The sequence below is a fragment of the Lysobacter oryzae DSM 21044 genome (genome assembly GCF_059568595.1).
The window spans coordinates 90,944-116,360 of sequence record NZ_JCANTQ010000013.1 but is presented as its reverse complement, the minus strand read 5'-3'; the positions used below and the strand labels follow the sequence as shown (position 1 = coordinate 116,360).

General features: G+C 69.2%; 26 protein-coding genes. 15 read left to right on the top strand and 11 right to left on the bottom strand.

Annotated elements, in window-relative coordinates; all coding sequences use genetic code 11:
- Positions 1-156 precede the first annotated feature (156 nt).
- The 3 genes from BP05_RS12740 to BP05_RS12730 form a co-directional block, all read right to left on the bottom strand.
- Positions 157-2,205, bottom strand: coding sequence for a hypothetical protein (locus BP05_RS12740; protein ID WP_496364029.1), 2,049 nt, complete (start codon positions 2,203-2,205; stop codon positions 157-159).
- A gap of 31 nt (positions 2,206-2,236) precedes the next feature.
- Positions 2,237-2,383 (bottom strand): hypothetical protein, encoded by a 147-nt coding sequence (locus BP05_RS12735; RefSeq protein WP_496364027.1) that lies wholly within the window; start codon positions 2,381-2,383, stop codon positions 2,237-2,239.
- A 71-nt stretch (positions 2,384-2,454) separates the two neighbouring features.
- Complete coding sequence (locus BP05_RS12730; RefSeq protein WP_496364025.1) at positions 2,455-5,748, bottom strand: bifunctional diguanylate cyclase/phosphodiesterase; 3,294 nt, start codon at positions 5,746-5,748, stop codon at positions 2,455-2,457.
- Between the two features lie 208 nt (positions 5,749-5,956).
- Here BP05_RS12730 and BP05_RS12725 point away from each other — a divergent pair, with 208 nt between their 5' ends.
- The 7 genes from BP05_RS12725 (at position 5,957) to BP05_RS12695 (ending at position 13,168) form a co-directional block, all read left to right on the top strand.
- A complete protein-coding gene (locus BP05_RS12725; protein ID WP_496364023.1) occupies positions 5,957-6,424 on the top strand; it encodes a hypothetical protein in 468 nt (155 codons plus the stop codon).
- A complete protein-coding gene (locus BP05_RS12720; protein ID WP_496364021.1) occupies positions 6,421-6,801 on the top strand; it encodes a hypothetical protein in 381 nt (126 codons plus the stop codon). Before BP05_RS12725 ends, BP05_RS12720 begins: the two co-directional genes overlap by 4 nt.
- 308 nt (positions 6,802-7,109) lie before the next feature.
- Entirely contained in the window at positions 7,110-7,688 is a 579-nt protein-coding gene (locus BP05_RS12715) for a hypothetical protein (RefSeq protein WP_496364019.1), read from the top strand.
- Between the two features lie 135 nt (positions 7,689-7,823).
- Positions 7,824-10,259, top strand: a complete 2,436-nt coding sequence (locus tag BP05_RS12710; RefSeq protein WP_496364017.1) for a DEAD/DEAH box helicase — start codon at positions 7,824-7,826, stop codon at positions 10,257-10,259.
- 232 nt (positions 10,260-10,491) lie between these two features.
- Entirely contained in the window at positions 10,492-11,346 is an 855-nt protein-coding gene (locus BP05_RS12705) for a ribonuclease H-like domain-containing protein (RefSeq protein WP_496364015.1), read from the top strand.
- Positions 11,347-11,407: 61 nt separating this feature from the next.
- Positions 11,408-12,118 carry a DUF429 domain-containing protein gene (locus BP05_RS12700; protein ID WP_496364013.1) on the top strand — a complete coding sequence of 237 codons (711 nt, stop codon included), beginning with the start codon at positions 11,408-11,410 and terminating at the stop codon, positions 12,116-12,118.
- Between the two features lie 90 nt (positions 12,119-12,208).
- Positions 12,209-13,168: an SOS response-associated peptidase family protein gene (locus BP05_RS12695; protein WP_496364011.1), complete on the top strand. Its 960-nt coding sequence runs from the start codon at positions 12,209-12,211 to the stop codon at positions 13,166-13,168.
- Between the two features lie 67 nt (positions 13,169-13,235).
- On the opposite strand, the gene BP05_RS12690 is transcribed toward BP05_RS12695, so the two are convergent.
- From BP05_RS12690 to BP05_RS12680, 3 genes are all read right to left on the bottom strand, one after another.
- Complete coding sequence (locus BP05_RS12690; protein ID WP_496364009.1) at positions 13,236-13,757, bottom strand: DUF6622 family protein; 522 nt, start codon at positions 13,755-13,757, stop codon at positions 13,236-13,238.
- 99 nt (positions 13,758-13,856) lie between these two features.
- The gene (locus BP05_RS12685) at positions 13,857-14,501 is read right to left on the bottom strand and encodes a DNA-3-methyladenine glycosylase (RefSeq protein WP_496364007.1); all 645 of its coding nucleotides are present in this window, start codon (positions 14,499-14,501) and stop codon (positions 13,857-13,859) included.
- Positions 14,470-14,679 (bottom strand): hypothetical protein, encoded by a 210-nt coding sequence (locus BP05_RS12680; RefSeq protein ID WP_496364005.1) that lies wholly within the window; start codon positions 14,677-14,679, stop codon positions 14,470-14,472. The genes BP05_RS12685 and BP05_RS12680 overlap by 32 nt, the downstream gene beginning before the upstream one ends.
- Before the next feature lie 196 nt (positions 14,680-14,875).
- Between BP05_RS12680 and BP05_RS12675 the strand changes: the two genes are divergently transcribed.
- Positions 14,876-15,952 (top strand): SDR family oxidoreductase, encoded by a 1,077-nt coding sequence (locus BP05_RS12675; protein WP_496364003.1) that lies wholly within the window; start codon positions 14,876-14,878, stop codon positions 15,950-15,952.
- A 49-nt stretch (positions 15,953-16,001) separates the two neighbouring features.
- Complete coding sequence (locus tag BP05_RS12670; RefSeq protein WP_496364001.1) at positions 16,002-16,883, top strand: pseudouridine synthase; 882 nt, start codon at positions 16,002-16,004, stop codon at positions 16,881-16,883.
- 3 nt (positions 16,884-16,886) lie between these two features.
- Here BP05_RS12670 and BP05_RS12665 read toward each other — a convergent pair whose 3' ends face one another.
- Complete coding sequence (locus BP05_RS12665; RefSeq protein ID WP_496363999.1) at positions 16,887-19,019, bottom strand: catalase; 2,133 nt, start codon at positions 19,017-19,019, stop codon at positions 16,887-16,889.
- 155 nt (positions 19,020-19,174) lie between these two features.
- On the opposite strand from BP05_RS12665, the gene BP05_RS12660 reads away from it, so the two are divergent.
- Positions 19,175-20,005, top strand: coding sequence for an NYN domain-containing protein (locus BP05_RS12660; RefSeq protein WP_496363997.1), 831 nt, complete (start codon positions 19,175-19,177; stop codon positions 20,003-20,005).
- Between the two features lie 16 nt (positions 20,006-20,021).
- On the opposite strand, the gene BP05_RS12655 is transcribed toward BP05_RS12660, so the two are convergent.
- The gene (locus BP05_RS12655) at positions 20,022-20,336 is read right to left on the bottom strand and encodes a hypothetical protein (protein WP_496363995.1); all 315 of its coding nucleotides are present in this window, start codon (positions 20,334-20,336) and stop codon (positions 20,022-20,024) included.
- A 178-nt stretch (positions 20,337-20,514) separates the two neighbouring features.
- On the opposite strand from BP05_RS12655, the gene BP05_RS12650 reads away from it, so the two are divergent.
- On the top strand, positions 20,515-20,724 hold the full coding sequence (locus BP05_RS12650; protein ID WP_496363993.1) for a hypothetical protein: 210 nt from the start codon (positions 20,515-20,517) through the stop codon (positions 20,722-20,724).
- 58 nt (positions 20,725-20,782) lie between these two features.
- Positions 20,783-20,995 carry a hypothetical protein gene (locus BP05_RS12645; RefSeq protein ID WP_496363991.1) on the top strand — a complete coding sequence of 71 codons (213 nt, stop codon included), beginning with the start codon at positions 20,783-20,785 and terminating at the stop codon, positions 20,993-20,995.
- 2 nt (positions 20,996-20,997) lie between these two features.
- On the opposite strand, the gene BP05_RS12640 is transcribed toward BP05_RS12645, so the two are convergent.
- Together BP05_RS12640 and BP05_RS12635 are read right to left on the bottom strand one after the other, a co-directional pair.
- Positions 20,998-22,026 (bottom strand): CorA family divalent cation transporter, encoded by a 1,029-nt coding sequence (locus BP05_RS12640; RefSeq protein ID WP_496363989.1) that lies wholly within the window; start codon positions 22,024-22,026, stop codon positions 20,998-21,000.
- Positions 22,027-22,214: 188 nt separating this feature from the next.
- Positions 22,215-22,427, bottom strand: coding sequence for a hypothetical protein (locus tag BP05_RS12635; protein WP_496363987.1), 213 nt, complete (start codon positions 22,425-22,427; stop codon positions 22,215-22,217).
- A gap of 306 nt (positions 22,428-22,733) precedes the next feature.
- On the opposite strand from BP05_RS12635, the gene BP05_RS12630 reads away from it, so the two are divergent.
- Positions 22,734-23,294: a DUF4136 domain-containing protein gene (locus BP05_RS12630; protein WP_496363985.1), complete on the top strand. Its 561-nt coding sequence runs from the start codon at positions 22,734-22,736 to the stop codon at positions 23,292-23,294.
- A gap of 16 nt (positions 23,295-23,310) precedes the next feature.
- On the opposite strand, the gene BP05_RS12625 is transcribed toward BP05_RS12630, so the two are convergent.
- The gene (locus BP05_RS12625; RefSeq protein WP_496363983.1) at positions 23,311-23,709 is read right to left on the bottom strand and encodes a response regulator; all 399 of its coding nucleotides are present in this window, start codon (positions 23,707-23,709) and stop codon (positions 23,311-23,313) included.
- A gap of 179 nt (positions 23,710-23,888) precedes the next feature.
- Between BP05_RS12625 and BP05_RS12620 the strand changes: the two genes are divergently transcribed.
- Both BP05_RS12620 and BP05_RS12615 read left to right on the top strand, forming a co-directional pair.
- Complete coding sequence (locus tag BP05_RS12620) at positions 23,889-24,812, top strand: diguanylate cyclase domain-containing protein (protein WP_496363981.1); 924 nt, start codon at positions 23,889-23,891, stop codon at positions 24,810-24,812.
- Positions 24,813-24,894: 82 nt separating this feature from the next.
- Entirely contained in the window at positions 24,895-25,416 is a 522-nt protein-coding gene (locus BP05_RS12615) for a hemerythrin domain-containing protein (RefSeq protein WP_496363979.1), read from the top strand.
- Position 25,417: the final 1 nt, after the last annotated feature.

Sequence of the window (25,417 nt, the reverse complement as noted above, 5' to 3'; positions counted from 1 at the left end):
CAGACTCCTTCCTCCTCTGCGCCAGGGAGAAAGTCAGATGAGGACGCTGCAGCGCCACAGACTACATAGATGGATGACTGCTACCGGCCAGAAGGCGGACCAAGACCGCCATCTATGGCTCCACGTAAAGCCTGGATCCGAGGTGTGGTGCGCCTGCTACTGGCTCGATGCAGCGGAGGGACACTCGGACTCCCACGCAGAACACTGGATCCATGCCTTGCACCAGCCCGTGGCATCGCATTCCTGCTTCTCCACGGCAGGTGTGGCTCGCCCGCAGGCGTTGGCGATCCGTGATTGCATGGAGGCCTTCTGATCGAAAACAGTGGTCTCGTGGGCCGGATGCGTACAAACCTTCATCTGGGCGCCGTTCCTCACTGGCGCGCCCAGGGGTGTTTGCTGCGATGGCATTTCGTTATCCCGAACCGTCGAATGCGAACCGACGACAGTTGCATCCCGGGTTGTCGGGTCAACGCGAGTTTGATCCGCGTCCCGTCGCCCCTCACGTTCCCTCGCGATTTCATACTGTCGCTCGGTTGATTGGCGGGCGTAGTCAGCATCGCGACCCGCTTGCGCGTTGGCACTCTCCTGCCTCCGGTCGGCTTCCCCCTGCTCGGCGCGCCGGCGAGCCTCGGCCTGCACAGCCATGGACCGATCCGCGGTCTGCTGCAGGCGCCGCAGGCTGTCCTCGAGTTCACCCTCTCGCTGTGCCTTCTCCCCGGCTGCGCGTTGGCGCAATGCAGCAACTTCGGCATCCCGTTCGGCGTCTTCCTGTTCCCGGCGCGCGTTCTCCGCGTCGTAACCTTCCAACCGCTCTTGGAAGCGGCGCTCCTGCAGCTGTTCCGCGTACTGCCGGGAGTATGCCGCCCCCATACGCCTGTAAATGGCCGGCGGCGCCGTCGCCGGAATGCGGTTCGACTCGATCGTGTTGTCGTCCACGATGCGGAGATACGCATCGAAATTACCGGCATCGTCTTTGTGCTTGTACATCCCATCGCCCTGCTCGCCGTATGCGAAACGGCGGCCGGCTGCCTCAAGGATCAGCCCGTGCAACGGCTCTTCGATGATCACCTGTTCGCCGGAACTGTCTGCAGCGTAGTCGCCATCCATCGGCGTCGTCCGCGCGCGCAGACGCTGGGCGGCGCGGGCCCGCGCATCCGCGGCGGCCTTGCGTGCGGCTACCGCCGCGATCTGGCGCGCATGCGCATCCGCTGCGCTCATCCACTGATACGCATACGACGCCGACCCGCTGCTCTGGAGCACCCGATTCCCGGCAAAAACGTGTGTTTCCGTGACTTGGGCGGCGACATCAGCCGTGATACCAGGCCCCGGAAGTGTCTTGATTACATATTGACCTTCACCAACCCTTTCCACCCGCCGCGTCAGCGCCAGCGTTTGGACGGTGCGATCGACCAGCACTCCCCGTGCGTCGTCGAAAAAGATCCTTTGCACCAGCGAGGGTCGCGGCTGTCCAGCATCGTCGGGGTCGACAGAACGCATCTCGACGCCGTCGACGCTGAGCGTATACGTCATGCTGGTCGCGTGGTCGGTAAGGGTCGACGGGTTTGACGAGTCGACTAGCATCCAGACGCCCGCGGTTCCATCCGGGCCTTCGGCGAGGCGTCGATAGAGCTCGCGGTTGAGGCGGGCGTGCACAGAAGGCGCGTCGGCGGCAGCGATAGCTCCGCCGCCCACGGGCGCGGCGGCCCCGAGCGCCGGTCGAGTGGACTGGTTCGAGGCCATCGGCTTGTCCGGGGTGCTGAACGCCGCGTCGCTTGGCAAGTAGTGCGTTACGTGCCCCCGATTCTCGACGTCAATGGCGCCGTTCGCGCCGCGCCGGACCAAGTAGCCGAGCTTGGGTTTCCCTTCCACCGTCCATACGACGCTTCCATCGGCGCCAACGACTCCGTCCCAGGTGTGGCGTGCGAAGTACCGCCCGTCGAGCTTCAAATGGCCGGTCGTCGGGTCGCGGGTGATCGCAGTAGTCCCGATGACCTTGCCATTGGCAGGGTTGATCCAACGCTCGTACAACGTCTCGCCTTCGCGCTCCCACTGCAGGCGATATCCACCGGCGGCCTGTCGCGAGGCGCCCTCGAGTTCACCGTACAGGCCCCAGTCGGCGCGTGCTTGGGCTCCCGCGTTTCCCACCACCAGAACGAGCGCCGCGAGCGCGCTACGCAGAAATCGCATCATTGGAAGGCGCTTCATTACTTTGATTCCTGTGCAGGTGTCATTGGGTTCACACGTAGGTCGCGTCACGGTCGAACGGCACGGCCTCGACGGCGAGTGCCGTCGCCAGGTTCTTCGGGGAGTGGAACTGATCCCAGTCCCGCTCTGCAGCGAAGTCGCGAAGTGCGAGCCGAAGCGATTCGATGTCTGTCGTCATGGTGGATCCCCAGTTTCCGGGCAATCGTACAGGCCCGACTCAAGAGCCCGGCATCGCCGAACCTTGATGCTTCAGGCTGTCCGGGCTACCTGCGCACTTCCACCACCGAGCTCCTGCTCAATCGCCCCCGCCGACAACGGCCGCGCAAACAAGAACCCCTGCATATGCCGGCACCCCATCTCGCTTAGCGCGCGGGCCTGCGCTTCGGTCTCCACGCCTTCCGCCACCACGTCGCACTCCAGCGACTCGGCGATGCCGAGGATCGCCTGGATCACCGCGCGCGCTTCGTTCTCGTCGGGCAGGCCGTGGACGAAGGCGCGGTCGATCTTGATCGTGTCGAAGCGGAAATCGGCGAGGTAGCTCAGGCTCGAGTAGCCGGTGCCGAAGTCGTCCACCGACAGGCGCACGCCGAGGGCGCGGATGCGGTCGACGAGCTGGCGGGCGCGTACGTTCTGGCCGAGCATCTGGCTTTCGGTGAATTCGACTTCCAGCAGCGACGCCGGCAGCCTGGCGTCGGCGAGGGCGCGTTCGATGTTGCGGACCAGGCGGTCGACGTCGGCGCGCGCCAGTGACATGTTCACCGCAACCGGGGCCGGCGCGAGTCCCGCCGCGTGCCAGGCGCCGACCTGGCGGCAGGCCTCGCGCAGCACCCATTCGTCGATCGCGGTGACCAAGCCGGTTTCCTCCGCCACCGGGATGAAGTCGCCGGGGGCGACGTCGGTGCCGCGTGGATGGCGCCAGCGCACCAGGGCTTCCACGCCGACCAGGTCGCGCTCGGGGTAGCGCACCTTCGGCTGGTATTCCAGGTACAGCTGGCCTTCCTGGATCGCGGTGCGCAGTTCCGTCTCCAGTTGCAGGCGCTGGTCGGCGCGCTCGCCCATGGCCGCGGTGAACAGGCTGAAGCGGCCGCGGCCGGCCTGCTTGGCGTGGTAGAGCGCGGTATCGGCCTGCTTGACCAGGGTCTTGGGGTCGGTGCCGTTCTGCGGGAACAGGGTGATGCCCACGCTGGCGGAGACGTGCAGCGCGCGCTTGCCGTAGTGCAGCGGCTGCTCGATGGTGCGGATCAGGTTTTCGGCGGTGCGCTCGAGCTGTTCCTGGTCGGCCACCCGGGTCAGCAGCAGCACGAACTCGTCGCCGCCCTGCCGGCTCACGGTGTCCGCTTCGCCGACCGCGCGCACCAGCCGGCCGGCGATCGTGCGCAGGACCCAGTCGCCGGCGTGGTGGCCGAGCGAGTCGTTGATGTGCTTGAACAGGTCCAGGTCGACGAACAGCAGCGCGCCATTGCAGGCCTCCAGCGCCTGCTCGCAGGTGCGCATCCATTCGGCCAGGCGGTCCTGCAGCAGCCGGCTGTTGGGCAGGCCGGTCAGGTGGTCGTGCTGCGCCAGGTAGGCCATGCGCTGCGCCATCGCGTGCGCCTCGCTGATGTCGCGCACGACCATCACCCCGCCGATGACCTCGCCGTCGTCGTCGCGCAGCGGCGCATCCGACACTTCGACCTGGAGGTCGTCGCGACCGGCGCGCCGCAGCAGCAGCGCGGCTTCGAAGATGCCGTCGCCGGGGCCGCGGCGCGCGTCGGTCTGCACCGGCGCGGCGCCCGGCTCGGCGGAATCGTAGAGGCACACGACCTGCCGCAGCGGCTTGCCGACCGCCTGCTCGCGCGACCAGCCGGTGATGTCCTCGGCGACGCGGTTGAGCGAGGTGACGGTGAGCGCGGTGTCGTAGGTGAGCACCGCATCGGCGATCGACTGCAGGGTCACGCGCGCCTGCTCGCGCTCGCGGCGCAGTGCATCCTCGGTCTCGTGCCGCAGGCTGACGTCGCGGATGCCGGCGACGACCTGGGCAGTGGCGCTGCCGGCGAGCCGGCTCAGCACCACTTCCACCGGGAATCGGCGCCCGTCCGGGCGGCAGCCTTCGAAGGCCAGCACTTCCCAGGCCCGCCGGTCGGGATCGTCTTCGTGGGTCGCGGCCATCGCCGCGGCCAGGCGCTCGGGATCGTCGATGAAGCGGCCGATCGACTGCCCCAGCATCGCGTCGCGCGCCACGCCGAAGATGCGTTCGGTCTGCTCGTTGACCAGCACGATGTGGCGGGTCGGCACGTCGACCACGACCATCGCGTCGGGCGCCGACTCCAGCAGGTTGCGGAAACGCCGGTCGGCCTCGTGGCGCCAGGTGACGTCGTGGCCCAGCACCAGCACACCGGCGGTGCTCGGCAGCGGCTCGTACACCGCCTCGAGCACGCTGCCGTCGCCCATGGTCACGTCGAAGCGTTGCGGGTGGCCTTCCAGCGCGCGTTCCAGGTGCGGCGTGATCTGCGCCGCCACCTGCTCGCCGAGCAGGTCCTGCGGGCGCTGGCCGATGATGGCTTCGGGCGGCAATCCGTAGGTGGCGCGGTATTTCGCGTTGACGAAGCGGTAGCGCATGTCGGCGTCGATCTCCGCCACGAATGCCGGCAGCGCGTCGGTGAGCACGCGCACGCGTTCGCTCACCTGCATCACCCGCGTGCGCTCGCGGTCGCGCTGGTCGCTCATCAGCGCGACCAGCAGCGGGCCGACCGCGCTCAGGCAGCTGCCCAGCCACATGTCGGCGAGCGCCATGCCGTCGCGGGCCGCCCGCAACGGCATGAGGCCGCGATGGTGGGCCTCGACCACGACCAGCACGGTCACGATCATCAAGGCGTTGCACAGCGCGGTGCCGAGCACGCCGGTGCGCACCGCCACCATCAGCAGCGGCAACGAAATCAGCACGAACGGATAGCGCGCGTAGGCCAGGCTGGCGATGACCACCAGCACGGTCAGGGTGGCCAGGCTCCAGAAGTCGATCGCCAAGGGGCCGATGCCCAGCCGCTTCAACGTCGCGCGTTCCAGCGTCCACACCAGCGGCAGGCCGACGAACATGCCGAACGCGTCCGCGCGCCACCAGTCGATCCACAGCCGCAGCCAGGGCACGTCGGTGACGACCCAGCGCGTGGTGGCGCCGAAGGCGGCCCCGGCCGCGGGGACGACGAGCACGCACAGCACCAGGAACGCGAACACGTCGCGGTCGCCCAGCGGTGCGCCCGGACGGAAGCCCAGGCGCCGCAGGATCAGGCAGATGGCGCCCACCTCGAATGCGCTGTTGAGTCCGCCGAGGAAGGCGAGGTCCAGCCGACCCTGCAGCAGCGTGCCGTTGATGGTCACGGCAACGACCACGGCCGCCAGCAGCCACGGCAGGTCCCGCGCGGGCCGGTGCATCGCATACCCGACCACCAGCGCGTCCGCGATCCAGATCGAGGTGACGCCGCCACTGGCCTGCTCGATCTGGAACGTGGCCCACGCGACCGCCCAGTAGCAGGCCGTGACGATCGCGAACCGCATCAGCTGCTGCATGCCGGCCACCCCGCGGGGGATCCAGCGCCGGAGTGTGCCGGGGCCGCTGTTGCGGGGGCGTGTTGTGGCGGCGTGGCGTGAAGGCTTCGTCGGCTGCGAAACCCGGACAAGCCCCGCGGCCCGGGCGAGCCGGGCGTATCCGCTGTCGCGTGGCATGCGGCATGGATACCATCAGCCGCCGCCGTCCCCTTGGCCCACGGATACCCACATGCTGGCCTCCCTGTTCAACCGCCGTGCGTCCGTTGCGCGCCTCGTGCAGCTCTACGGCGCCGGTACGCGCTGGATCGTCGCGCCGATGCACGTCAACGACGCGGGCATCCATTACGAGCAGGCCGAACCGATGGTCGTCGAGGTGGGCGAGCCCGCGGAGCTGGGCGCGGCGTTCCGGTCGGCATTCGACGCCTTCTCGGTGCGCGGGGATGGCCCGGTCGCGACGAAGAAATCCGAGTGGCCGGCCTACCGCGCGTCGGGGTTGCCGTCGATCAAGGCGTTCGAACGCGACTACACCGCGATCCGCTGCGAGGGGCTGAATCCGTCCAACGCGATCGTCCGCGCGACGCGCGTGTACCCGGGCGATCCCGAGCTGGAACTGTCGGTCTCGTTCAATCCCCTGCTGCACGCGCGGGAGATCGGTGAACGCCTGTTGCGTCTGGCGGCGGTCGGGGCGGGCGCATGAGGGCGAGCGAGGCAGCAGGGTGGTGGCTGCGCATGCATGGCGCGTTGTTGCACGCCCTGGCGTGCGTCATCGCTGAACGCCCGCGGGAATCGCTGTATCCGGTGGAACGTTCGGGCCGTCCGGACCTGCGCTATTACACCGCGCCGCTGGCGCGTTACATCGCCATGTACCAGGCCTCGCTCGCGCCGACCCGTGGGGGGTGGGGGCAGGCCAAGCGCCAGCATGCGCTGCGGCTGCATGGGCAGTGGGGCATGATCGCCTGCGGCGCGGAGGCGCGTCCCTACGCGCAGTCGCTCCTGGCCCACGCCGATGCGGAGGTGCGCGAGGACGCGGCGGCCATCCTGGCCGCGATCGCGGCCACGCCGCCGCAGGCATGACAGGCGGATTCGGCATGGACAGCTACGAGGCGCTGCTGCGCTAGCGCGTGTCGTGGTCGGCGTGGGTCCATCCACATATGACGCAGCCGTTGCGATGTCGCCCGGCCGAGTGCGCAGTGGCGCCCGCCCGGCCGCGCGGACGCTCGCCGCGGACGCTCGGCTAGAATCGCCCGACCGCATCCGCCTGTGGGGACAGGCATCGCGGCGCCGGTACACCGGTGACCGCGGGCGGTTTTATTCGCGCTCGCGCCGCTTCTTCAGCGAAACGCGCCGGCCACTTCCAGGATCGAACAACCAATGGGGATTGCATGATCGTTTCCTTGCTACTCGCCTTCGCGCTGGGCGCCGAGGCGCCTGCGGCCGCCACGCAGCAGGTCGCGCTCGACAAGCAGGCCAGCCTCACCATTCCGGCGGGCTGGGAGGCGAAGTCCTACCGCATGCCGGTGCGCGGGGCGATCAACTTCCGCATCACTTCGGGCGACCTGCGCATGGCGGTCACCGGCTTTCCTAAGCCCAAGCAAGCCGATGAGTCGAACGCCGCGATGATGGGCCTGCTGAAGGACGTCTCGGAGGAGGACAAGGTCAAGTTCGATGTCATGAACGCGTCCATGCAGTACGTGATGCTCGGCGGCAAGCCGTACAGCACGGACGAGGAACCCACCTTCAAGGGCACGGGCTACGTCGGTGCGTTGATGACCGTGGCCGCGCCGGGCGAGGAAGCGATCTTCCCGGTGTTCGAGGGCCGCAAGTACCAGTGCGTGACCACCTCGGTGATCAAGACCGAAACGATGGCCTACGTGATCTCCGTCGGCTCGACCAGCTGCAGCGGCGCCGACCACACCGCGGCCGTGGCGGCGATCCGCTCGGTGGTGATCGCCGGCGGTTAAGGGAGCGCTGCGCGGCCGGGCCGGCGAATCCGGTCCGGTCGTAGCGACGCCTCGCCGGGCTGCGCCCGCGCCGTTGCCAGTCTCAGCCGCTGAGACCTGCGTCCCCTACAACGCAGGCTTCCTCTGGAGCCTGCGATGTCATCCGCACTGAGTCTGTTCGCCCCGCCGCCCTTGCCCGCGCCCAAGGCCGATGGCGGTGCGCTCGCCACCCGCCTCGCCGGCAAGCACAGCGGCCTGGTCACCGGCCACTTCATCCAGCCGGGGCGCGACGGCCGCTACGCCGAGCTGCCCACTGAACTCCCCGAACGCCTCGCCGCCGCGTTGCGCGCGCGCGGCGTGTCGCAGCTCTACGCCCATCAGCGCGAGGCCTGGGACGCGGTGCAGCGCGGCGGGCACGTGGTGGTGGCGACGCCGACGGCGTCGGGCAAGTCGCTGTGCTACACGCTGCCGGTCGTCGCGGGCGCGATGACGCGGCAGGCGAAGGCGCTGTACCTCTTCCCGACCAAGGCGCTGGCGCAGGACCAGGTGGCGGAGCTGCTGGAGCTCAACAAGGCCGGCGATCTGGGCTTAAGGCCGGCGACGTTCGACGGCGACACGCCGGGCGACCAGCGCCAGGCGATCCGGCTCAACGGCGACATCGTGGTGAGCAATCCGGACATGCTCCACCAGGGCATCCTGCCGCACCACACCAAGTGGGCGCAGTTCTTCGAGGGCCTGCAGTACGTGGTCATCGACGAGATCCACAGCTACCGCGGCGTGTTCGGCTCGCACCTGGCCAACGTGCTGCGGCGCTTGCGGCGGGTGTGCGCGTTCTACGGCGCGTCGCCGCAGTTCATCCTGTGCTCGGCCACCATCGGCAACCCGAAGGACCACGCCGAGGCGCTGCTCGAAGCCGACGTCCACGCGATCACCGATTCGGGCGCGCCCAGCGGCGACAAGCACGTGCTGCTGTGGAATCCGCCGGTGGTGAATCCCGACCTTGGCCTGCGCGCGTCGGCGCGCTCGCAGAGCAACAAGATCGCGCGCACCGCGATCAAGGCGGGGCTGAAGACGCTGGTGTTCGCGCAGTCGCGCACGATGGTCGAGGTGCTGACCAAGTACCTCAAGGACGTGTTCGACTCCGACCCGCGCAAGCCGGCGCGGATCCGCGCCTACCGCGGCGGTTATCTGCCGACCGAGCGGCGCGAGGCCGAGCGCGCGATGCGCGCGGGCACCATCGACGGCATCGTCTCGACTTCGGCGCTGGAGCTCGGCGTGGACATCGGCGCGCTCGATGTCGTGGTGCTCAACGGCTATCCGGGTTCGGTCGCGGCGACGTGGCAGCGCTTCGGCCGCGCCGGGCGGCGGCAGCAGGCCTCGGTCGGCGTGCTGGTGGCCAGTTCCGATCCGCTCGACCAGTACGTGGTGCGGCATCCGGAATTCTTCTCCGCGGCGACGCCGGAGCAGGCGCGGATCGCGCCGGACCAGCCGGTGATCCTGCTCGACCACATCCGCTGCGCGGCGTTCGAGCTGCCGTTCCTCAAGGGCGAACGCTTCGGCCCGGCCGCGCCCTTGGGCGTGGATCCGGAGGTGTACCTGCAGCTGCTCGCCGAGGACGGCGTGGTCCATGCGGAAGGCGAGCGCTGGGAGTGGATCGCCGACAGCTATCCGGCCAATGCGGTGAGCCTGCGCTCGGTGGCGGACGGCAACTTCGTCGTGGTCGACCGCACCGACGGGCGCCAGGTGATCATCGCCGAGGTCGATTTCTCCTCCGCGCCGCTGATGCTGTACGAGGGCGCGATCCACATGGTGCAGTCGACGCCGTACCAGGTGGAGCGGCTGGACTGGGAGGGACGCAAGGCCTATGTCACCCGCACCTTCGTGGACTACTACACCGACGCGATCGACTACACCAAGCTGAAGGTGCTGGAGCGCTTCGATGGCTGCGTGGCCGGATCGGGCACCTGCCACCACGGCGAAGTGCACGTGGTGCGGCGCGTGGCCGGCTACAAGAAGATCCGCTACTACACCCACGAGAACATCGGCTACGGGCCGGTGAACCTGCCGGACCAGGAGATGCACACCACGTCGTTGTGGTGGCAGTTGCCGCAAGCCGAGCTGGATGCGCGCTTTGCTTCGCGGCAGGACGCGCTCGACGGCTTCCTCGGCGCGGCGTATGCGCTGCACGTGGTCGCCAAGGTGGCGGTGATGGCCGATGCGGCCGACCTGCAGAAGGCGGTGGGCAGCGGCGATGGCGCGTGGTTCGCCACCGCGGACGGGCGCGGGCGCGGGCAGTTGCGCGCGGTCGATGGCAGTGCGGTCGACATCGACCTGCTGGGCGAAGGCGCGCACGACCGCTTCGTGCCCACGGTGTACCTGTACGACAACTACCCCGGCGGCGTCGGGCAGAGCGAGCCGTTGTGGCGGCGGCAGCGCGAACTGGTGGTGCGCGCGCGCGAGCTGGTGCAACGCTGCGATTGCAGGAGCGGGTGTCCGGCCTGCGTGGGGCCGGTGCTGGCGGTGCACGAGGATGCGGACACGTCGCCGAAGGGGCTGGCCTTGAGCGTGTTGGCGGCCTTGGAGGCGGCATGAGCGCGCCTGACGGGGACGTAGCACTTGTAGCCCGGGTAAGGCCGCAGGCCGCACCCGGGGTGAGCAGGTTGAATCTCCCAGCGCGCAGCGGCGCGTTGCATATTCCCGCACTTCATTTCCATCGCAGCCACGTAGCCCGGGTAAGGCGAAGCCGCACCCGGGACGCACTCCCGGTAACCCCGGGTGCGGCCTACGGCCTTACCCGGGCTACGGAAGCTTCGGGAGCATCGCCATGTCGCTGACCCTGGCGAAGCTGCAACAGCTGAAGCGCCAGGCCGGCGGTGCGGCGGCGTTGACGCCGACGCCAGCCATCGCGGTACCGAACGCACACACCTCGATCGAACACCTGCGTCAACTGCTGCGCGTGCGTGCGCCGCAGCGCCCGCTCATCGCGCCGCATCATGATCGCGACATCCCCGGCACGCAGATCGCGCCCGGCCTGTTCCTGCGCGAGGAGCACCTCGCCGACGGCGCCGTGCCCGCGCAGTTCTGCGGCGCCTTCGACCGCAAGGACATGCTCGCCTCGCAGCACCTGCTGTGCTTCGACACCGAAACCACCGGCCTCGCCGGCGGCACCGGCACGCGCGCCTTCATGATCGGTGCGGCCGACTGGTGCGACGGCGCACTGCGCGTGCGCCAGCTCACCATCGCCACCACCGCGGCGGAGGCGGCGATGCTCGACGCGTTCCGCACGTGGCTGACGCCCGACACCATCCTGGTCAGCTACAACGGCAAGTGCTTTGATGCGCCGCTGCTGGCCACGCGCTACCGCCTCGCCCGGCGCGCCAATCCGCTCGCCGGCCTGATGCACGTCGACCTGCTCTATCCCTCGCGCCGGCACTGGCGCGGCGTGTACGAGAACTGCCGCCTCGCCACCATCGAACGCCAGGTCCTGCGCGTGCTGCGCGAGGACGACCTGCCCGGTTCGGAAGCGCCCGCCGCGTGGCTGTCGTACCTGCGCGGCGGCAGCGCGCACACCTTGCGCCGCGTGCTCGCGCACAACCACCAGGACGTGGTCTCGCTGGCCCGGCTGCTGCGACATCTGAGCGCACTCGGAGACGGATTGGCGTCAGAATGCGGCCAGTGACACGTACTCCGCCCATGCAAGGTCGTCGCATGGGCCGGTCGACCACTGTCGAAGGAGGCGCATGAATTCCTCGAGCTACTGCGTGGGCGTGGACGGTGCGAAGCGCGGATGGATCGGCGTCTGGCGCCATCCCGCCGGGCTTGAGTTCAACGTCTACTCAAGCGCAGGTGAACTTGCGGCCGTGCATCGACGCGCGCAGGTCATCGCCGTCGACATTCCCATCGGGCTGTCCGATCTCGGGCCCCGCGCGCCTGACGTGCTGGCCCGCACTTTCGTCGGTGGGAAGCGCGCAAGCAGCATCTTCTCTGCGCCGGTCCGCGGCATCCTTGATGCGGAGTCGCAGCCAGAGGCGTCGCGCCGCCATCGCGAGATCGACGGCCGCGGATTTGGCGCGCAGGCCTTCGCGATCCTGTCCAAGATCCGCGAGTGGGACAGCCTGCTGCAAGCCGACCCGCTCGCGCGCCGGCAAGTGCACGAGATTCACCCTGAGGTCTCGTTCGCGGTGTTGAACGGCAACCACGGATTGGCTGATGGAAAAAAGAGCGCCGCCGGCGCCGAGGCTCGCCAGCGGCTGCTATCGGCGGCGTTCCAGGCCGCTGAGATTGAGGCGCTGCTCGCGGCCGTGCCGCGGCGACTGGCCGCGCGTGACGACGTGCTTGATGCATTGGCGGCGCTGTGGAGCGCAGAGCGAATCCAGCGGGGTGCATCCGGATCGCTGCCGTCTCCGGTGACATTCGACTCCTGCGCCATCCCGACAGCCATCCACTACTGACCCGCGTCCACAATCGTCACACGAGTGGACGCGCCGCTTGCTGCACCGTTCTTTGCGGTTGCAAACCGCGGGACGCAATCCGGAGGTTCCATGTGCTACTCCGCCCAGATCCGCCAGGACTTCGACCGCTTCGTGCGCGAGTACGGCGCGGTGATCGACATCGCCACCTTCGTCAAGCTGTACTGGGACCGGCGCGAGGGCGCCAAGGTCAGGACCGCCAAGGCGATGGATGCGAGCTTCGCCCGCGCGCAGTCGGCCGAAGGCGAGCAGGTGCGGCAGTGGATCGCGGAGTACGACCGCATGGAGGCGGGCAAGCTGGAGCAGGAGCTGTTCAAGCAACGCAAGCGCCTGGCCGATGCGCAGCGCAGCCTGCAGACGAAGACCACGAAGAAGGCACTGGAGGACCAGCGCATCGCCACCGCCAAGGTCGAGTGGGCGCTGGGCAAGCTCGCCGACCTGCGCCGGACCACATTGGTGGACGAGGATTCGCGCATCTTCCCCGGCTGGTACGCGCCGGTGATCGTCAGCGAGGGTGGCCGCCGCGTGGTCAAGCCGATGCGCTACCAGTGCCGCGTCGCAGGCACGCCGGCGGCCTACGACATCAAGTTCCCCGGCACCTACAACGCGCGCCGCGACAGCCTGGAGAAGTTCTGGCGCGGCCAGTTCGGCGTCAGCCACGGGCTGATGGTGGTCAACGCGTTCTACGAGAACGTCGCCAAGCACGACGTCGAGCACCGCGAACTCGCGCCCGGCGAGAAGGAAGAGAACGTGGTGCTGGAATTCCGCCCGCGCCCGGCGCACGACATGCTGGTCGCCTGCCTGTGGTCGCACTGGCAGGGCGAGGGCGCGCCGGAGCTGCTGTCCTTTGCCGCGATCACCGACGAGCCGCCGCCGGAGATCGCCGCCGCCGGCCACGACCGCTGCATCATCCCGATCAAGCCCGAGCACATCGACGCCTGGCTCAATCCGGACCGCAACGACCTGGCCGCGCTGTACGCCATCCTCGACGACCGCGACCGGCCGTATTACGAGCATCGCCTCGCCGCCTGAGGCGCGCAGTGGATTGGCGTCGCCCGCAACACGCCGGCCGCGCAGCCGCGCCGGCGTGAACGACTGCTCAGGCCGAGGCGCCAACCGGCAGCGCCGGCCGCGGTTGCATGGCGGTCCTTGCCACGCGCAGGGCGCGCGCGAAGAAGATGCCGCTGCATAGCCCGCATACAGTGCAAGTAACGACAGTCAATGCGATCGAGTTCGACGCGCTTGCCGTCACGGCCCGCATCACCGCCACCGCGTACTTGGTGAAGAAGATGCACATCATCAGCGCCAGGGGCACCCAGCTTCCGGGCACCGCGAACATCCTGGCTTCGGGCGAATACGCAACGTTTCGCGGCGGCGGCAGGGCCAATCCCACCGCAATGGCGGCTAGCAATGCGACTGTCCACGATCCAGAGGCGAGGGGATCGGGACCGAAGGACGACCACACCCCGAGGAAGGACAGGCCCAGCATCGCCAGCGGCAAGACCGCCAGGCGCTTGCGGGAAACGAACCGGGCCCTGCTCTGCAGGTAACCCAGGTACGCCAGGCCAACGAACAGGCCGAAGACCCACCACGGCGTGTGCTTCAGCATCTGGACCAGCACGATCGACTCCCGCAACGCCCGCTGTCGGGCCGCGCCATCGTCGGGTTGCCGCGCGAATTACTGAGGTGCCGGAAGTCACCAGTTTTTGGGCCCGTGCCGTCAACGCCGCTTGCGCACCGGCGGCACGCCGGCCCGGGTCCGCGACACGTGCTCGTGCGCCTCGACATGCCAGCGCCACGGATGTTCGACGCCGTGGCGGATGCCGATGCGCGGGCCGGCGACCGGGCGCTCCGGCGGCGGCATGCCATCGCTGACGATGCGGATGCCGCGATCGCCGCGCACCAGGTCCGCGCCATCCAGCGCGCGGTCGATGCCCATCGCCTGGGCGAGCCGGCCGGGACCGCTGGCGACATCGCGCAGGCGGGTGGGGAAGTTGCGCGCCTGCAGCATCAGTTCGAGTCCGTCCAGCGGTTCCAGCGCGCGCAGCAGCACGCCGTGGCCTTCGCCGACCTCGCCGCACACCGCGTTGGCGCACCAGTGCATGCCGTAGGTGAAGTACACATACAGGTGTCCGCCCGGACCGAACATGGTCGCGTTGCGCGCGGTCTTGCCGCGGAACGAATGCGCCGCCGGGTCTTCCGCGCCCGCGTAGGCTTCGACCTCGACGATGCGGCCGGCGCGGCCGTCGTCGCGCAGCAGGATCTTGTTCAACAGTTCCGGCGCGACCACGCGCGGATCGCGGCGGTAGAAGGCGCGCGGCAGCGGCTTGCGGCTACGCCTGGCGGTTGAAGCCGGAACGCTCAACGATCGCCTCCAGTTGCGCCAGCGCATACGCGCGGTCGTTCGCGGCCACGCGGCCGAGCAGCAGTTCCACCTGGTCCTCGAACAGGCGCGGGAAGGCATTGCGATCGCGCAACATCGCCGGCACGCGCGTCTCCAGCGATTGCAGCCATTCCTCGATCTGGTCGCGGCTGAGCGGCATCGCGGGCTCCGTTCGGGCAGTCGAGTATGGGCGCGATGGCGGCATGGCCGGATCAAGGCGCGGTGCCTGATGAAGCTGCAAACGCACACGCCTGTTCAGCGACGCCGGCGCCGCGCGCTTGACGATCCCCTGCTTGACGATCCCTTGCTTGCGCCGGTGCGACGATCCGCGCGACAGGAACACTCCGGGAGCTGCCATGGCACGCGCGCATTCCTCCAACTCCCCATCGGGCAAGTCCTCGACGGGCAAGTCCTCACCCGGCAAGTCCGCCTCGGGCAACGGCAAGCAACCGCACGCCGACGCGATCCGCGCCACCGTGCAGCGGCAACAGGCGATCCAGGCCAAGGTCGACCGCCAGGATGCGCGCAAGGGCGCGCAGGCCAGGAAGGAAAAGCAGCCGCCGGTGCAGGCCGGCGTGGCCGAGCAGCCGCAAAACCCGATGCCGGCGCAGCACCTGCGCAAGCCGGGCAACGAGCACGAGCTGCAGGAAGCCCCGCGGTTCCTCGCGCCCGACTACCGCGGCAGCGGCAAGCTCGAAGGCATGGTCGCGCTGGTGACCGGCGCGGACTCGGGCATCGGCCGCGCGGTGGCGGTCCTGTTCGCGCGCGAAGGCGCCAACGTCGCCGTCGCCTACCTCAGCGAGCACGAGGATGCCGAGGCGACCCGGGAGCACGTGGAAGCCGAAGGCGGCGAATGCCTGCTGCTCGCCGGCGACGTGCGCGATCCGCGTTTCTGCGAGGAGGCGGTGGAAAAAACCGTGGCCAGGTTCGGCCGCCTCGACGTGCTGGTCAACAACGCCGCCTTCCAGCAGCACAGCGCCAAGCTGGAGGACATCACCGACGCGCACCTGCAGGAAACCCTGCAGACCAACATCGCCGGCTACATCCAGATGGCGCGCGCCGCGCTGCCGCACCTGGGCGAGGGCGCGTCGATCATCAACACCGGCTCGGAGACCGGCATCTTCGGCAGCAAGCACCTGCTCGACTACTCCGCGACCAAGGGCGCGATCCATGCCTTCACCAAGGCCCTGGCGAGCAACCTGCTCGAACGCGGCATCCGCGTGAACTGCGTCGCGCCGGGCCCGGTGTGGACGCCGTTCAATCCCGCCGACGCGCCCGCGGAGCGGGTGGCCAAGTTCGGCGAGGACAGCGACATGGGCCGGCCCGCGCAGCCGGAGGAGATCTCGCCCGCGTTCGTGTTCCTGGCCTCGCCGGTGTGCTCGTCCTACGTCAGCGGCGTGATCCTGCCGGTGATGGGCGGTCCGCACGGTTAAGGCGCGCACGCAGCCTACGCCGCCGCGTCGCAGCGGCGACAATGGGGCCATGCGCGATGCGAACGAACTGCCGCCCAGCCGCCTGCAACTGCCGCCCGGTCCGTGGCGCAGCGTGCTCGATTGCCTGTGCGCGCGCTTCCCGGCGATCGCGCGCGACGTCTGGCTCGACCGCTTCGCCCGCGGGCGCGTGCTCGACGCGGACGGCGCGGCGCTGGCGGCCGACGCGCCGTACCGGCTGGGCGCGGAGATCCGCTACTTCCGCGAAGTCGCCGACGAGCCGGAGCTGCCCTTCCGGGAAACGCTGCTGCACGTGGATGCGCACCTGGTGGTGGCCGACAAGCCGCACTTCCTGCCGGTGACCCCGGCCGGCGGCTTCGTGCGCGAAACGCTGCTGGCCCGGCTGGTGCGGCGGCTCGGCAATCCCGACCTGGCGCCGTTGCACCGCATCGACCGCGACACCGCGGGGCTGGTGCTGTTCTCGGCCGATCCCGCCACGCGCGATGCGTACCAGGCGTTGTTCCGCGAGCGCCGCATCCTCAAGCGCTACGAGGCGATCGCGCCGGCCTTGCGCGACGCGGCGTTTCCGCGGGTGCATGCCTCGCGGCTGGAGCCCGGCGAGCCGTTCTTCCGCATGCGCGAGGTCGCAGGCGCGCCCAACAGCGAGACACGCATCGACGTGCTCGAACGCGCCGGCGACCTGTGGCGCTACGCGCTGGAACCGGTCAGCGGGCGCAAGCACCAGCTGCGCGTGCACATGGCGACGCTGGGCGCGCCGATCCGCCACGACCGCCTGTACCCGCACCTGGCGCCCGACGCCGCCGACGATTACGCGCAGCCGTTGCAGCTGCTGGCGCGCGCGCTGGCCTTCGCCGATCCGCTCAGCGGGCAGGCGCGCCGCTTCGAGAGCGGGTTGTCGCTGCAGCGGCTTTAACGCCTACGGCAGCGTGCGCAGCTTCGGTTCGCGCGCCCACTGCCGGGTCATCGCGGCCTTGATGAACTTCGCGCTGTCGCCCGCCGTGACCACGCCGGCATCGACGGCGATGCCCGCGGCGTCGAGCACTGCGCCCGCGCCGGCATCGAAGGCGATCGCCTTGAGGTGGCCGTAGGCATCGCGCACGAAATCCACGGCGGCCGCTTCCGTGGCCAGCCTGGCGCCCGCGTCCGGCGACAGCACCAGGGCCACGGCGTCGAACACCACCGACGGCGTGCCGGCGAGCTGGCCGTCGGCCGGCTGCTGCTTCCTGCCCGACAGCAGCGCGCCACCGATCTTGGGCGCGACGATCTTGACCGTGGCGCCCGCGTCCTCGGCCGCCTTGCGCAGCGCGGCGACGGTCTTTGCGTCGGAACCGTCGTCGACGAGGATGCCGACCACGCGCCCCTCCAGCGTCTTCTTCATCTTGCCGATGATCTGCAGCGCCGGCGACGGCGGCATGTCGATCACCGGCGCCGCGGCCTGCGGCGAGGGCGGCAGCTTGTCCAGGCCGAGGCCGTCGGCGACGCGGCGGGCGAGGTCGGCGTCGACGTGGCGCAGGTGGCCGACCATCGCTTCGCGCACATGCGGCGTCTCCACCTTCGACAGTTCGAACACCAGCGCGAACGCCATGTGCGCCTGCTCGACGTCGGTCTGGCTGCGGTAGAACAGTCGCGCCTGGCTGTAGTGGTCGGCGAACGAGGCGCTGCGGATGCGGCCCTTGCCCGCATCCTCGGGCCGCTCGGCGGCGCTTTGGAAACCGGCCGGCGTGGCGCGCGCGGAGGCCGGGTCGAGCGAGCTGGGTTCGTAGTTCACCCGGCCGCGCGGCACCTGCATTTGCATGTGGCCATCGCGCTGCTGGTTGGCGAACGGGCACTTGGGCGCGTTGATCGGCAGCTGGTGGAAGTTGGGCCCGCCCAGGCGCAGCAACTGGGTGTCGAGGTAGGAGAACAACCGGCCCTGCAGCAACGGGTCGTTGCTGAAGTCGATCCCGGGCACGAGGTTGGCCGGGCAGTACGCGACCTGTTCGGTCTCGGCGAAGAAGTTGTCCGGCCAGCGATCCAGGACCATGCGCCCGATCATCGTCAGCGGCACCAGTTCCTCGGGGATCAGCTTGGTCGCGTCGAGGTGGTCGAACGGAAACGCCTCGGCCTCCTCCTCGGTGAACAGCTGCACGCCCAGGTCCCACTCGGGGAAGTTGCCGGCGCTGATCGCCTCGAACAGGTCGCGGCGGTGGAAATCGTTGTCCGCGCCCTGCAGCTTCACCGCCTCGTCCCAGCAGGTCGACTGCAGGCCCAGGCGCGGGCGCCAGTGGAACTTGCAGAAGGTCGAGCGGCCCTTGCCGTCGAGCAGGCGGAAGCTGTGCACGCCGAAGCCTTCGATCATGCGCAGCGAGCGCGGGATCGTGCGGTCGCTCATTGCCCACATGATCATGTGCAGCGCTTCGGGCGTGAGCGAGATGAAGTCCCAGAAGGTGTCGTGCGCGGACGCCGCCTGCGGGAAGGCGCGGTCGGGTTCCATCTTCACCGCGTGCACGAGGTCGGGGAATTTCATCGCGTCCTGGATGAAGAACACCGGGATGTTGTTGCCGACCAGGTCGAAGTTGCCTTCCTGGGTGTAGAACTTCACCGCGAAGCCACGCACGTCGCGCGGGGTGTCGACCGAGCCGGCGCCGCCGGCGACGGTGGAGAAGCGGGTGAACACCGGCGTGCGCGCGCCGACCTCGGTGAAGAGGCGCGCGGTGGTATATTTCGCCAGCGACTTGTCCAGTTCGAAGTAGCCGTGCGCGGCCGAGCCGCGCGCGTGCACGATGCGCTCGGGAATGCGCTCGTGGTCGAAGTGGGTGATCTTCTCGCGGAGGATGAAGTCCTCCAGCAGCGTCGGCCCGCGCGGGGTGGCGCGCAGCGAGTTCTGGTTGTCGGCGATCGGCACGCCCTGGTTGGTGGTCAGGGTGGCGTGCGCGCCGCCGACGTACTGCTGCAGCTCGTCGCCGTTGCCGCGGGTCTCGCGCGCGGCGGGCGCGGCCGGCTTGCGCGTGGCCTTGGTGGCCTTGGCCGGCGCGGAGGCTTTGGAACGGGACTTCGAACGCATGGCCATGGCGGCACTCCGGGCAAGGTGTCGTCGGATGCTGGGGACCGGCGCGTTAATGCAGCGTCTGGCGCGGCGGCGCCGGCGCCGCGCTGGCGGGCTGAATGCGCGCTGGTGCATGCTGCACGCCATCGGCGCACGCCCGCGCCCCGCAAGGAATCGCCATGAAAGCCCGCGCCACCACGCAACAGGACGACGAACAGCGCCGCCTCGCCGTGCTCATCGACGCCGACAACGCGCAGCCGGCGGTGATCGAGGGGCTGCTGGCGGAAGTGGCCAAGTACGGCGTGGCCAGCGTCAAGCGCATCTACGGCGACTTCACCTCCAACCAGCAGTCGCAATGGAAGAAGGCGCTGCTGCAGCATTCGATCAACCCGGTGCAGCAGTTCGCCTACACCAGCGGCAAGAACGCCACCGACAGCTCGCTGATCATCGACGCGATGGACCTGATGTACACGCGGCGCTTCGACGGCTTCTGCCTGGTCTCCAGCGACAGCGACTTCACCCGCCTGGCGCAGCGCCTGCGCGAGGAAGGGTTGACCGTGTACGGCTTCGGCGAGCGCAAGACGCCCGACGCCTTCGTCCAGGCCTGCGACAAGTTCATCTACACCGAGGTGCTGCGCGCCGAGGAACCCCGGCCCGCGCCGCCGGCGAAGAAGGCGGCGAAGGTCGCGACCAGGAAGGTGGCCACGCCCGCGGGCAAGCCCGCGCCGCCGGCCGCGCCCGCACCCGCCGCCAAGCCGGCCGGCCCGTTGCCGTTGCCGGTGGAACTGGTGCGCCAGGCGATCGAGGAAGCGTCCGACGAACAGGGCTTCGCGCACCTGGGCAGCGTGGGCAGTTACTTGAACAAGATCCGCCCGGATTTCGATCCGCGCCTGTACGGGCAGAAGAAACTCAGCGACCTGCTGCGCCAGCATCCGCGCCACTTCACCGTCGAGGAGCGCTCGGCGCCGGGCAGCGTCGGCAAGACGCTGTACGTGCGCGCGCTGGATTGAGCGCTGCGCGCGCGGGTCAGGTCGCCGCGATCACCGGGGTCTCGCCCTCGTCCTCGCCGTCGCCCGGGATCGCTGGCGCGATCGTGAGCGCGCCGTGGCGTTTCAGGCAGTCGTCCAGCAGCAGCAGCGCCAGGTCCTCGCTGATGCAGCAGTAGCCGTGGTCCTGCATCTCCAGCTGCATGCGCCGCCACACCGATGCGATGAGCACGTCGGATGGAATCGTGGCTTCGAGGATCAGCGGGCCGACGAGGGCGACGGCCGCGGCCGGCGGCGTCTGGTCGCTGGGCAACAGCAGCCAGCAGGCGGCTCCGGAATAAAGCGAGATCAGCACTGTCCTTCCCCCAAAGGCAGAAACCGGAATTCTTGCGCGAATGCCGGCCCAGCGAGCACCGCGGCGATGCTACGGCGTGCGCGGAAGCTGAACCGTTACGCGTGGTGAACCCCGCTCTACCCAGCTGTACGGGGCAGGCGTAGCATCACCTCGGGTGCTGCCCGGGGGATCTACGGCTATGGCCGACCTGTTCGGTTGTGACGGCGACGCACTGGTCAATGCGATCAAGCAGATGATCAGCAGTGCGTGCGTGCAGGGTGGCTGGGACGAGGTCGAGCCCGTGCTGGCCTCCGCCTGGGAGCGCCTGCGCACGCCCAAGTGCCCGCAGTGGAGCGACGTCGCGGCGCAGGTGCGCAAGTACTTCGAGCTGATGACCAGCGCGCGTTGACCGCGTTTGCACACGCGCAGGCGTACCACTCAGGTGCGAGGCACTGAGGGGCGCGGGCATGTCACGGCAGGCAACTCCATCGGATGACCGGATCCTCCTGGACGCCGTCCTCAGCGTCGCCCGCGAGCGCTGCTTCAACGGCCGCTGGCAGGACCTCGAACCGGTGATGGCGCGGATCTGGAACCGCTTCCGCAGCCCGGAGTGCCCGGCCTGGGCCGAGGTCGCCGACAGCGTGCGCATCGTCTGCGAGGGCAGGGGCCTGCTGCACTAGCCTCACCACCAGCGCCGCCGCTTCGCCAGCACCATCGACACCACCACCAGCACCGCCATTAGCACGATGGTGGTGACGAAGCCGCGCGTGCCGGTGCGGAAGATTGGCGCCTCGAAGTTCATGCCGAGCACGCCCGCCAGCACCGCCAGCGTGCCCAGCAGCACCGTCACGAAGGTCAGCGTGCGCATGATGTCGTTGGTGCGCTGCGCGGTGTGGGTGGCGAACAGTTCGAAACTGCCGATCACCAGTTCGCGCGCGCCCTCGACCGCGTCCAGGGTGCGTTCGAAGCGCTGGTTCAAGCCGCGGAACAGCACGTCGGCTTCCTTGCCGGCGTCGGGACGGAAGTCCGGGCGGGCCATCGCACCGTACACCTGCCGGTGCGGCGCCAGCATGCGACGCAGGCGCGAGGCCGCGCGCCGCAGCACGGCCAGCTCGGCCACGTAGCCGCGCGGCAGCGGCCGCGACAGCAACTGCACTTCGAGTTCGTCGACGTCCGCTTCCAGCTCCGCCACCGCGTCGAAGTAGGTGCCCAGCTGCCAGTCCAGCAGCGAGGCGGTGAAACTCTCGGCACTGAGCACGCCGATGCGCGTGTCGGCGCGCTCGCGATCGCGCAGCTGCGCCAGGTATTCGAGCGGTTCCCGGTGCAGGGTGATGACGAAGTTGCGTCCGGCCAGGATCAGCAGCGGCTGCGCGGCGCATTCCAGGTGCTCGCCGGGCGCGACCGCGATCGCGCGCACCAGGAACCAGTCGCCGAAGTTCTGCACGCGTGGCTGGCCATGGCCGTTCTCGTCGAGCGCCGGCACCGCGTCGCCGAGGCCCAGCCGCTGCAGCAGCGGGCGCAGGCCGTGGCCCTCGTGGTCGATCCACAGCAGCTGGCGCTCCGACAATGCGGCGAGATCGACCTGCTCGAGCGCGGCCTCGCGATCGTTGCCGTCGGCATCGAACAGCAGCGCATACGTGCCGCCCTTGCCGGGTTGCGGCAGCGAGCTGTCGTTGGGGGTCCGGCCATGCACGGACGGCAGTGCGGCCATCGCGTCAGTACGGCAGGCCGCCCTGGCCGTCGCGGCGCAGCCGGCGGCGGACGGGGCCTGGATCGATCGGTTCACGCGTGCTCATGGCGGCAGCTTCGGGCGAATGCGGTGAAGGTCAGGCGAACCAGCGCGCCCATGGCAAAGGCCCCGCTGTCGCGGGGCCCTTGCTGTGCTGTGAACCGGACGCGTCAGTGCTGGTCGCGGCTGGGGCTGGTCTTGCCGACCTGGCTGCCCTGGTTGCTCTGGTTACCCTGGCTCGGGCTCTGGCGGCTGGACTGGTCGCTACGCTGACCGGCCTGGCGCTGAGTCTGGTCCTGGTCCTTGCCCATGCCTTCGCGGCGTTCGTTGCTCTTGCCGCTGCTGTCGCGGTTCGGATTGTTGCCCATGGTGTTGTTACCCATCTGCGATCTTCTCCTGCGTTTGCCGACTCGTGTCGGTGCGCGCATGGTGCGCGAGCGGCAATAAGGCGGCGGTGAGCGGTGCGCGAACATTCCGCAAACATCCGCCGGATGACTGCGCGCAAGCGGCCGTCTCGCGCATTCACCCAGGCGCCGACGGCTTAATGGTTAAGCGCCGGCGCAGCCCGCGTTCACCAAGGCACGACCCTGGCGCGCGGAAGCTGGGGTCAGGATCCAGACCCGCGATCCCGCGGCGCGCGGGCACGCGAGCCGCCGTCTCGATGGACGCCCATTCACCGGAGCAGAACCATGAAACGCATGCTCGCCCCGATCTTGTTGCCAGTCCTCCTGCTGGTATTGTCCGCGTGCGCCACCCCGCGCGTGTACACGGACCACGACCCGGCCGCGCAGTTTGGCCAGTACCACAGCTACAGCTGGCGCGAGAAGGCGGAGAAGGCGCCGCCGCTGGTCGCGCAGCGCATCGTCGATGCGGTCGATGCGCAGCTGCGCGCGAAAGGCTGGACCCTGGCGCCGGCCGGCGGCGACGTGGTCCTGGCCGCGCACGTCGCCAGCCGCCAGGAATACGAACTCGACACCTTCTACGACGATCCCTTCTGGGGCGGTTGGGGCTGGCGTGGATGGGGCCCGTCGTGGGGCATGCGCGCCGGCTTCAACACCACCCGCGTGCGCAGCTACACCGTCGGCACGCTGGTCCTGGACATGTTCGATGCGAAGACCCAGCAGGCGATCTGGCGCGGCACCGCCGAAGGCACCGTGCCGAGCAAGCCCGAAAAGCTGACCGCCGACATCCAGGTGGCGGTGGCGAAGATGTTCGCGGACTTCCCGCCGGGCAGCGCGCCGGCGCGCTAGCGCGCACGGCGCCGACTCAGACCGATGGATGGCCCTGCCGCACGGCGGCGGGGCTTTCCGCGCCCGTGCAGATGTCGCCGCACAGCGCCTGCAGCGCGGTGATCACCTGGCCCGGCGTGTACGGCTTGCCGATCAGGGGCGTCCAGCGCAGGTCGGGAGGCATGTCGATGCGTCGCATCGACGAGGCGAAGAGGTAGGGAATGCGCCGCGCATCGAGCGCGCGCGCCAAGGGGTACGACACGCCGCCACCGATGCGGATGTCGAGGATCGCGGCGTCGATCGGTCCGGCCGCCAGCAGTTCCTCGCCCTGGGTGAGGTTGGCCGCATGCTCGACGTCGTATCCGGCGTCCACCAGTACGTCGCCCAGCATCAGCGCGAGCAGGGGGTCGTCCTCAACGATCAGTACGTTCTTCATGCAGGCAGTTGGAGCTTGGCTTGCGGTCGACGATGCGAGCCTCGCCGAAGCCTCGTATGCGTCGCGTCAGTGAAGGCCGCGCAACGACGGGTTCAGGCACCTCGGCTGAATGCTTCAGTGCGATTTGGCGTCTGCTTCACGGGCCACTAGCCGCCGCAGGAGAACCATCCCATCAGTTCATGCAGGCGACAGCGTTGGACGACCGTGAGCTCTTGCAGGCGTTGCTGGACAGTCCGAGCAGCCACGCCATCGTGGTCACCGACCTCCATGGCCACGTGATGCTGTGGAACACCGGTGCGGAACGGATCTTCGGCTACGCCGCGGAAGAAATCGTGGGGGCCAGCACCGACCAGCTGTTCGTGCCGCTCGATCGCAAGAACCACGTGCCGGCGCGGGAAATGCGCAAGGCACGCAAGGAAGGCTGCGCCGGCGACTTCCGCTGGCACCTGCGCAAGGACGGCACCACGTTCTGGGCCGACGGCATGATGTATCCGGTGCGGGTGCAGGGTGCGCACGTCGCGTTCATGAAGATCCTGCGCGATGCGACCGAGCAGAAGCTGCGCGAGGACGAATACGAGCGCCTCGCCTTCGTCGATGCGCTCACCGGCCTGCCCAACCGCGCCGAGTTGTACCGGCGCATGGCCGACATGCTGGGCACCGCGCAACGCCATGACGAACTGCTTGTGCTGCACCTGATCGACCTGGACGGGTTCAAGGAAGTCAACGATTCGCTCGGCCACCAGGCCGGCGACGCGCTGCTGGTCGAACTGGCCCACCGCATGGGCGCGGCACTGCGCACCACCGACCTGCTGGCGCGGCTGGGCGGCGACGAGTTCGCGGTGCTGCAGCCGACCGCGCATTCGCTCGATGCCGCGGTGGTGGTCGCGGAAAAGCTGCTGCACGAGCTCGCGACGCCGGTGGAGATCGGCGACGGCCGGGCGCAGGTGTCGGGCAGCATCGGCATCAGCGTCTACCCCAGCGATGCCGGCGACATGGAGCAGCTGATGAACAACGCGGACGTCGCGCTGTACCAGGCCAAGGCCGCCGGGCGCAACCGCTACCGCGTGTACGACGCGCAGGCCTTGGCCAACGGCGCGTCGTGACGCGGCAAGCGGCCGTAGGTGTACACGCTCCATCCACCGCCGCGGAGCGAAGGTGGATGTCCCGCATCAAGCGAGAGCAGCCATGGCACGCGACATCCTCAAGACGCTGAAAGACGAGCACGACGCGTTGCGCGCGCTGTTCGCTGAGCTGAAGGAAACCACCGACCGCGGCGTGAAGAAGCGTGAGGGCCTGCTCGAGGAGATCGAGGCCGGCCTGCTGCCGCACGCGAAATGGGAGGAACAGGTGTTCTATCCCGCATTCAAGGAGCGCGCCGATCGCGACGGCCTGCAGACGCATGCCGAGGCGCTGGCCGAGCACCACGCGGTGGAAAGTTCGGTGATCCCGGAAGTGCACGCGGCCGAGCCGGGCACGCCGGAATTCGCCGGCCGGACCAAGGTGTTCGGCGAACTGGTCGACCACCACGCCAAGGAAGAAGAGAAGACCATGTTCAAGATGGCGCGCGAGATGTTCTCCGCGGAGGAACGAGCCCAGCTCGACGAGGCCTATGAGGCGTGGAAGCAGTCCGACGCCGCCGCCAACCTCATGATCGCGGAGAAGGCCAAGGCCGGGCTCAAGGGCGCGGTCCGCTCGCTCAACAGCTGAG

Excerpts from the sequence above, each read along its gene's own strand:
- BP05_RS12740 (WP_496364029.1), bottom strand. The coding sequence starts at position 2,205 with ATGAAGCGCCTTCCAATGATGCGATTTCTGCGTAGCGCGCTCGCGGCG.
- BP05_RS12735 (WP_496364027.1), bottom strand. The coding sequence starts at position 2,383 with ATGACGACAGACATCGAATCGCTTCGGCTCGCACTTCGCGACTTCGCT.
- BP05_RS12730 (WP_496364025.1), bottom strand. The coding sequence starts at position 5,748 with ATGCAGCAGCTGATGCGGTTCGCGATCGTCACGGCCTGCTACTGGGCG.
- BP05_RS12725 (WP_496364023.1), top strand. The coding sequence starts at position 5,957 with ATGCTGGCCTCCCTGTTCAACCGCCGTGCGTCCGTTGCGCGCCTCGTG.
- BP05_RS12720 (WP_496364021.1), top strand. The coding sequence starts at position 6,421 with ATGAGGGCGAGCGAGGCAGCAGGGTGGTGGCTGCGCATGCATGGCGCG.
- BP05_RS12715 (WP_496364019.1), top strand. The coding sequence starts at position 7,110 with ATGATCGTTTCCTTGCTACTCGCCTTCGCGCTGGGCGCCGAGGCGCCT.
- BP05_RS12710 (WP_496364017.1), top strand. The coding sequence starts at position 7,824 with ATGTCATCCGCACTGAGTCTGTTCGCCCCGCCGCCCTTGCCCGCGCCC.
- BP05_RS12705 (WP_496364015.1), top strand. The coding sequence starts at position 10,492 with ATGTCGCTGACCCTGGCGAAGCTGCAACAGCTGAAGCGCCAGGCCGGC.
- BP05_RS12700 (WP_496364013.1), top strand. The coding sequence starts at position 11,408 with ATGAATTCCTCGAGCTACTGCGTGGGCGTGGACGGTGCGAAGCGCGGA.
- BP05_RS12695 (WP_496364011.1), top strand. The coding sequence starts at position 12,209 with ATGTGCTACTCCGCCCAGATCCGCCAGGACTTCGACCGCTTCGTGCGC.
- BP05_RS12680 (WP_496364005.1), bottom strand. The coding sequence starts at position 14,679 with ATGCCGCTCAGCCGCGACCAGATCGAGGAATGGCTGCAATCGCTGGAG.
- BP05_RS12675 (WP_496364003.1), top strand. The coding sequence starts at position 14,876 with ATGGCACGCGCGCATTCCTCCAACTCCCCATCGGGCAAGTCCTCGACG.
- BP05_RS12670 (WP_496364001.1), top strand. The coding sequence starts at position 16,002 with ATGCGCGATGCGAACGAACTGCCGCCCAGCCGCCTGCAACTGCCGCCC.
- BP05_RS12665 (WP_496363999.1), bottom strand. The coding sequence starts at position 19,019 with ATGGCCATGCGTTCGAAGTCCCGTTCCAAAGCCTCCGCGCCGGCCAAG.
- BP05_RS12660 (WP_496363997.1), top strand. The coding sequence starts at position 19,175 with ATGAAAGCCCGCGCCACCACGCAACAGGACGACGAACAGCGCCGCCTC.
- BP05_RS12650 (WP_496363993.1), top strand. The coding sequence starts at position 20,515 with ATGGCCGACCTGTTCGGTTGTGACGGCGACGCACTGGTCAATGCGATC.
- BP05_RS12645 (WP_496363991.1), top strand. The coding sequence starts at position 20,783 with ATGTCACGGCAGGCAACTCCATCGGATGACCGGATCCTCCTGGACGCC.
- BP05_RS12640 (WP_496363989.1), bottom strand. The coding sequence starts at position 22,026 with ATGGCCGCACTGCCGTCCGTGCATGGCCGGACCCCCAACGACAGCTCG.
- BP05_RS12635 (WP_496363987.1), bottom strand. The coding sequence starts at position 22,427 with ATGGGTAACAACACCATGGGCAACAATCCGAACCGCGACAGCAGCGGC.
- BP05_RS12630 (WP_496363985.1), top strand. The coding sequence starts at position 22,734 with ATGAAACGCATGCTCGCCCCGATCTTGTTGCCAGTCCTCCTGCTGGTA.
- BP05_RS12625 (WP_496363983.1), bottom strand. The coding sequence starts at position 23,709 with ATGAAGAACGTACTGATCGTTGAGGACGACCCCCTGCTCGCGCTGATG.
- BP05_RS12620 (WP_496363981.1), top strand. The coding sequence starts at position 23,889 with ATGCAGGCGACAGCGTTGGACGACCGTGAGCTCTTGCAGGCGTTGCTG.
- BP05_RS12615 (WP_496363979.1), top strand. The coding sequence starts at position 24,895 with ATGGCACGCGACATCCTCAAGACGCTGAAAGACGAGCACGACGCGTTG.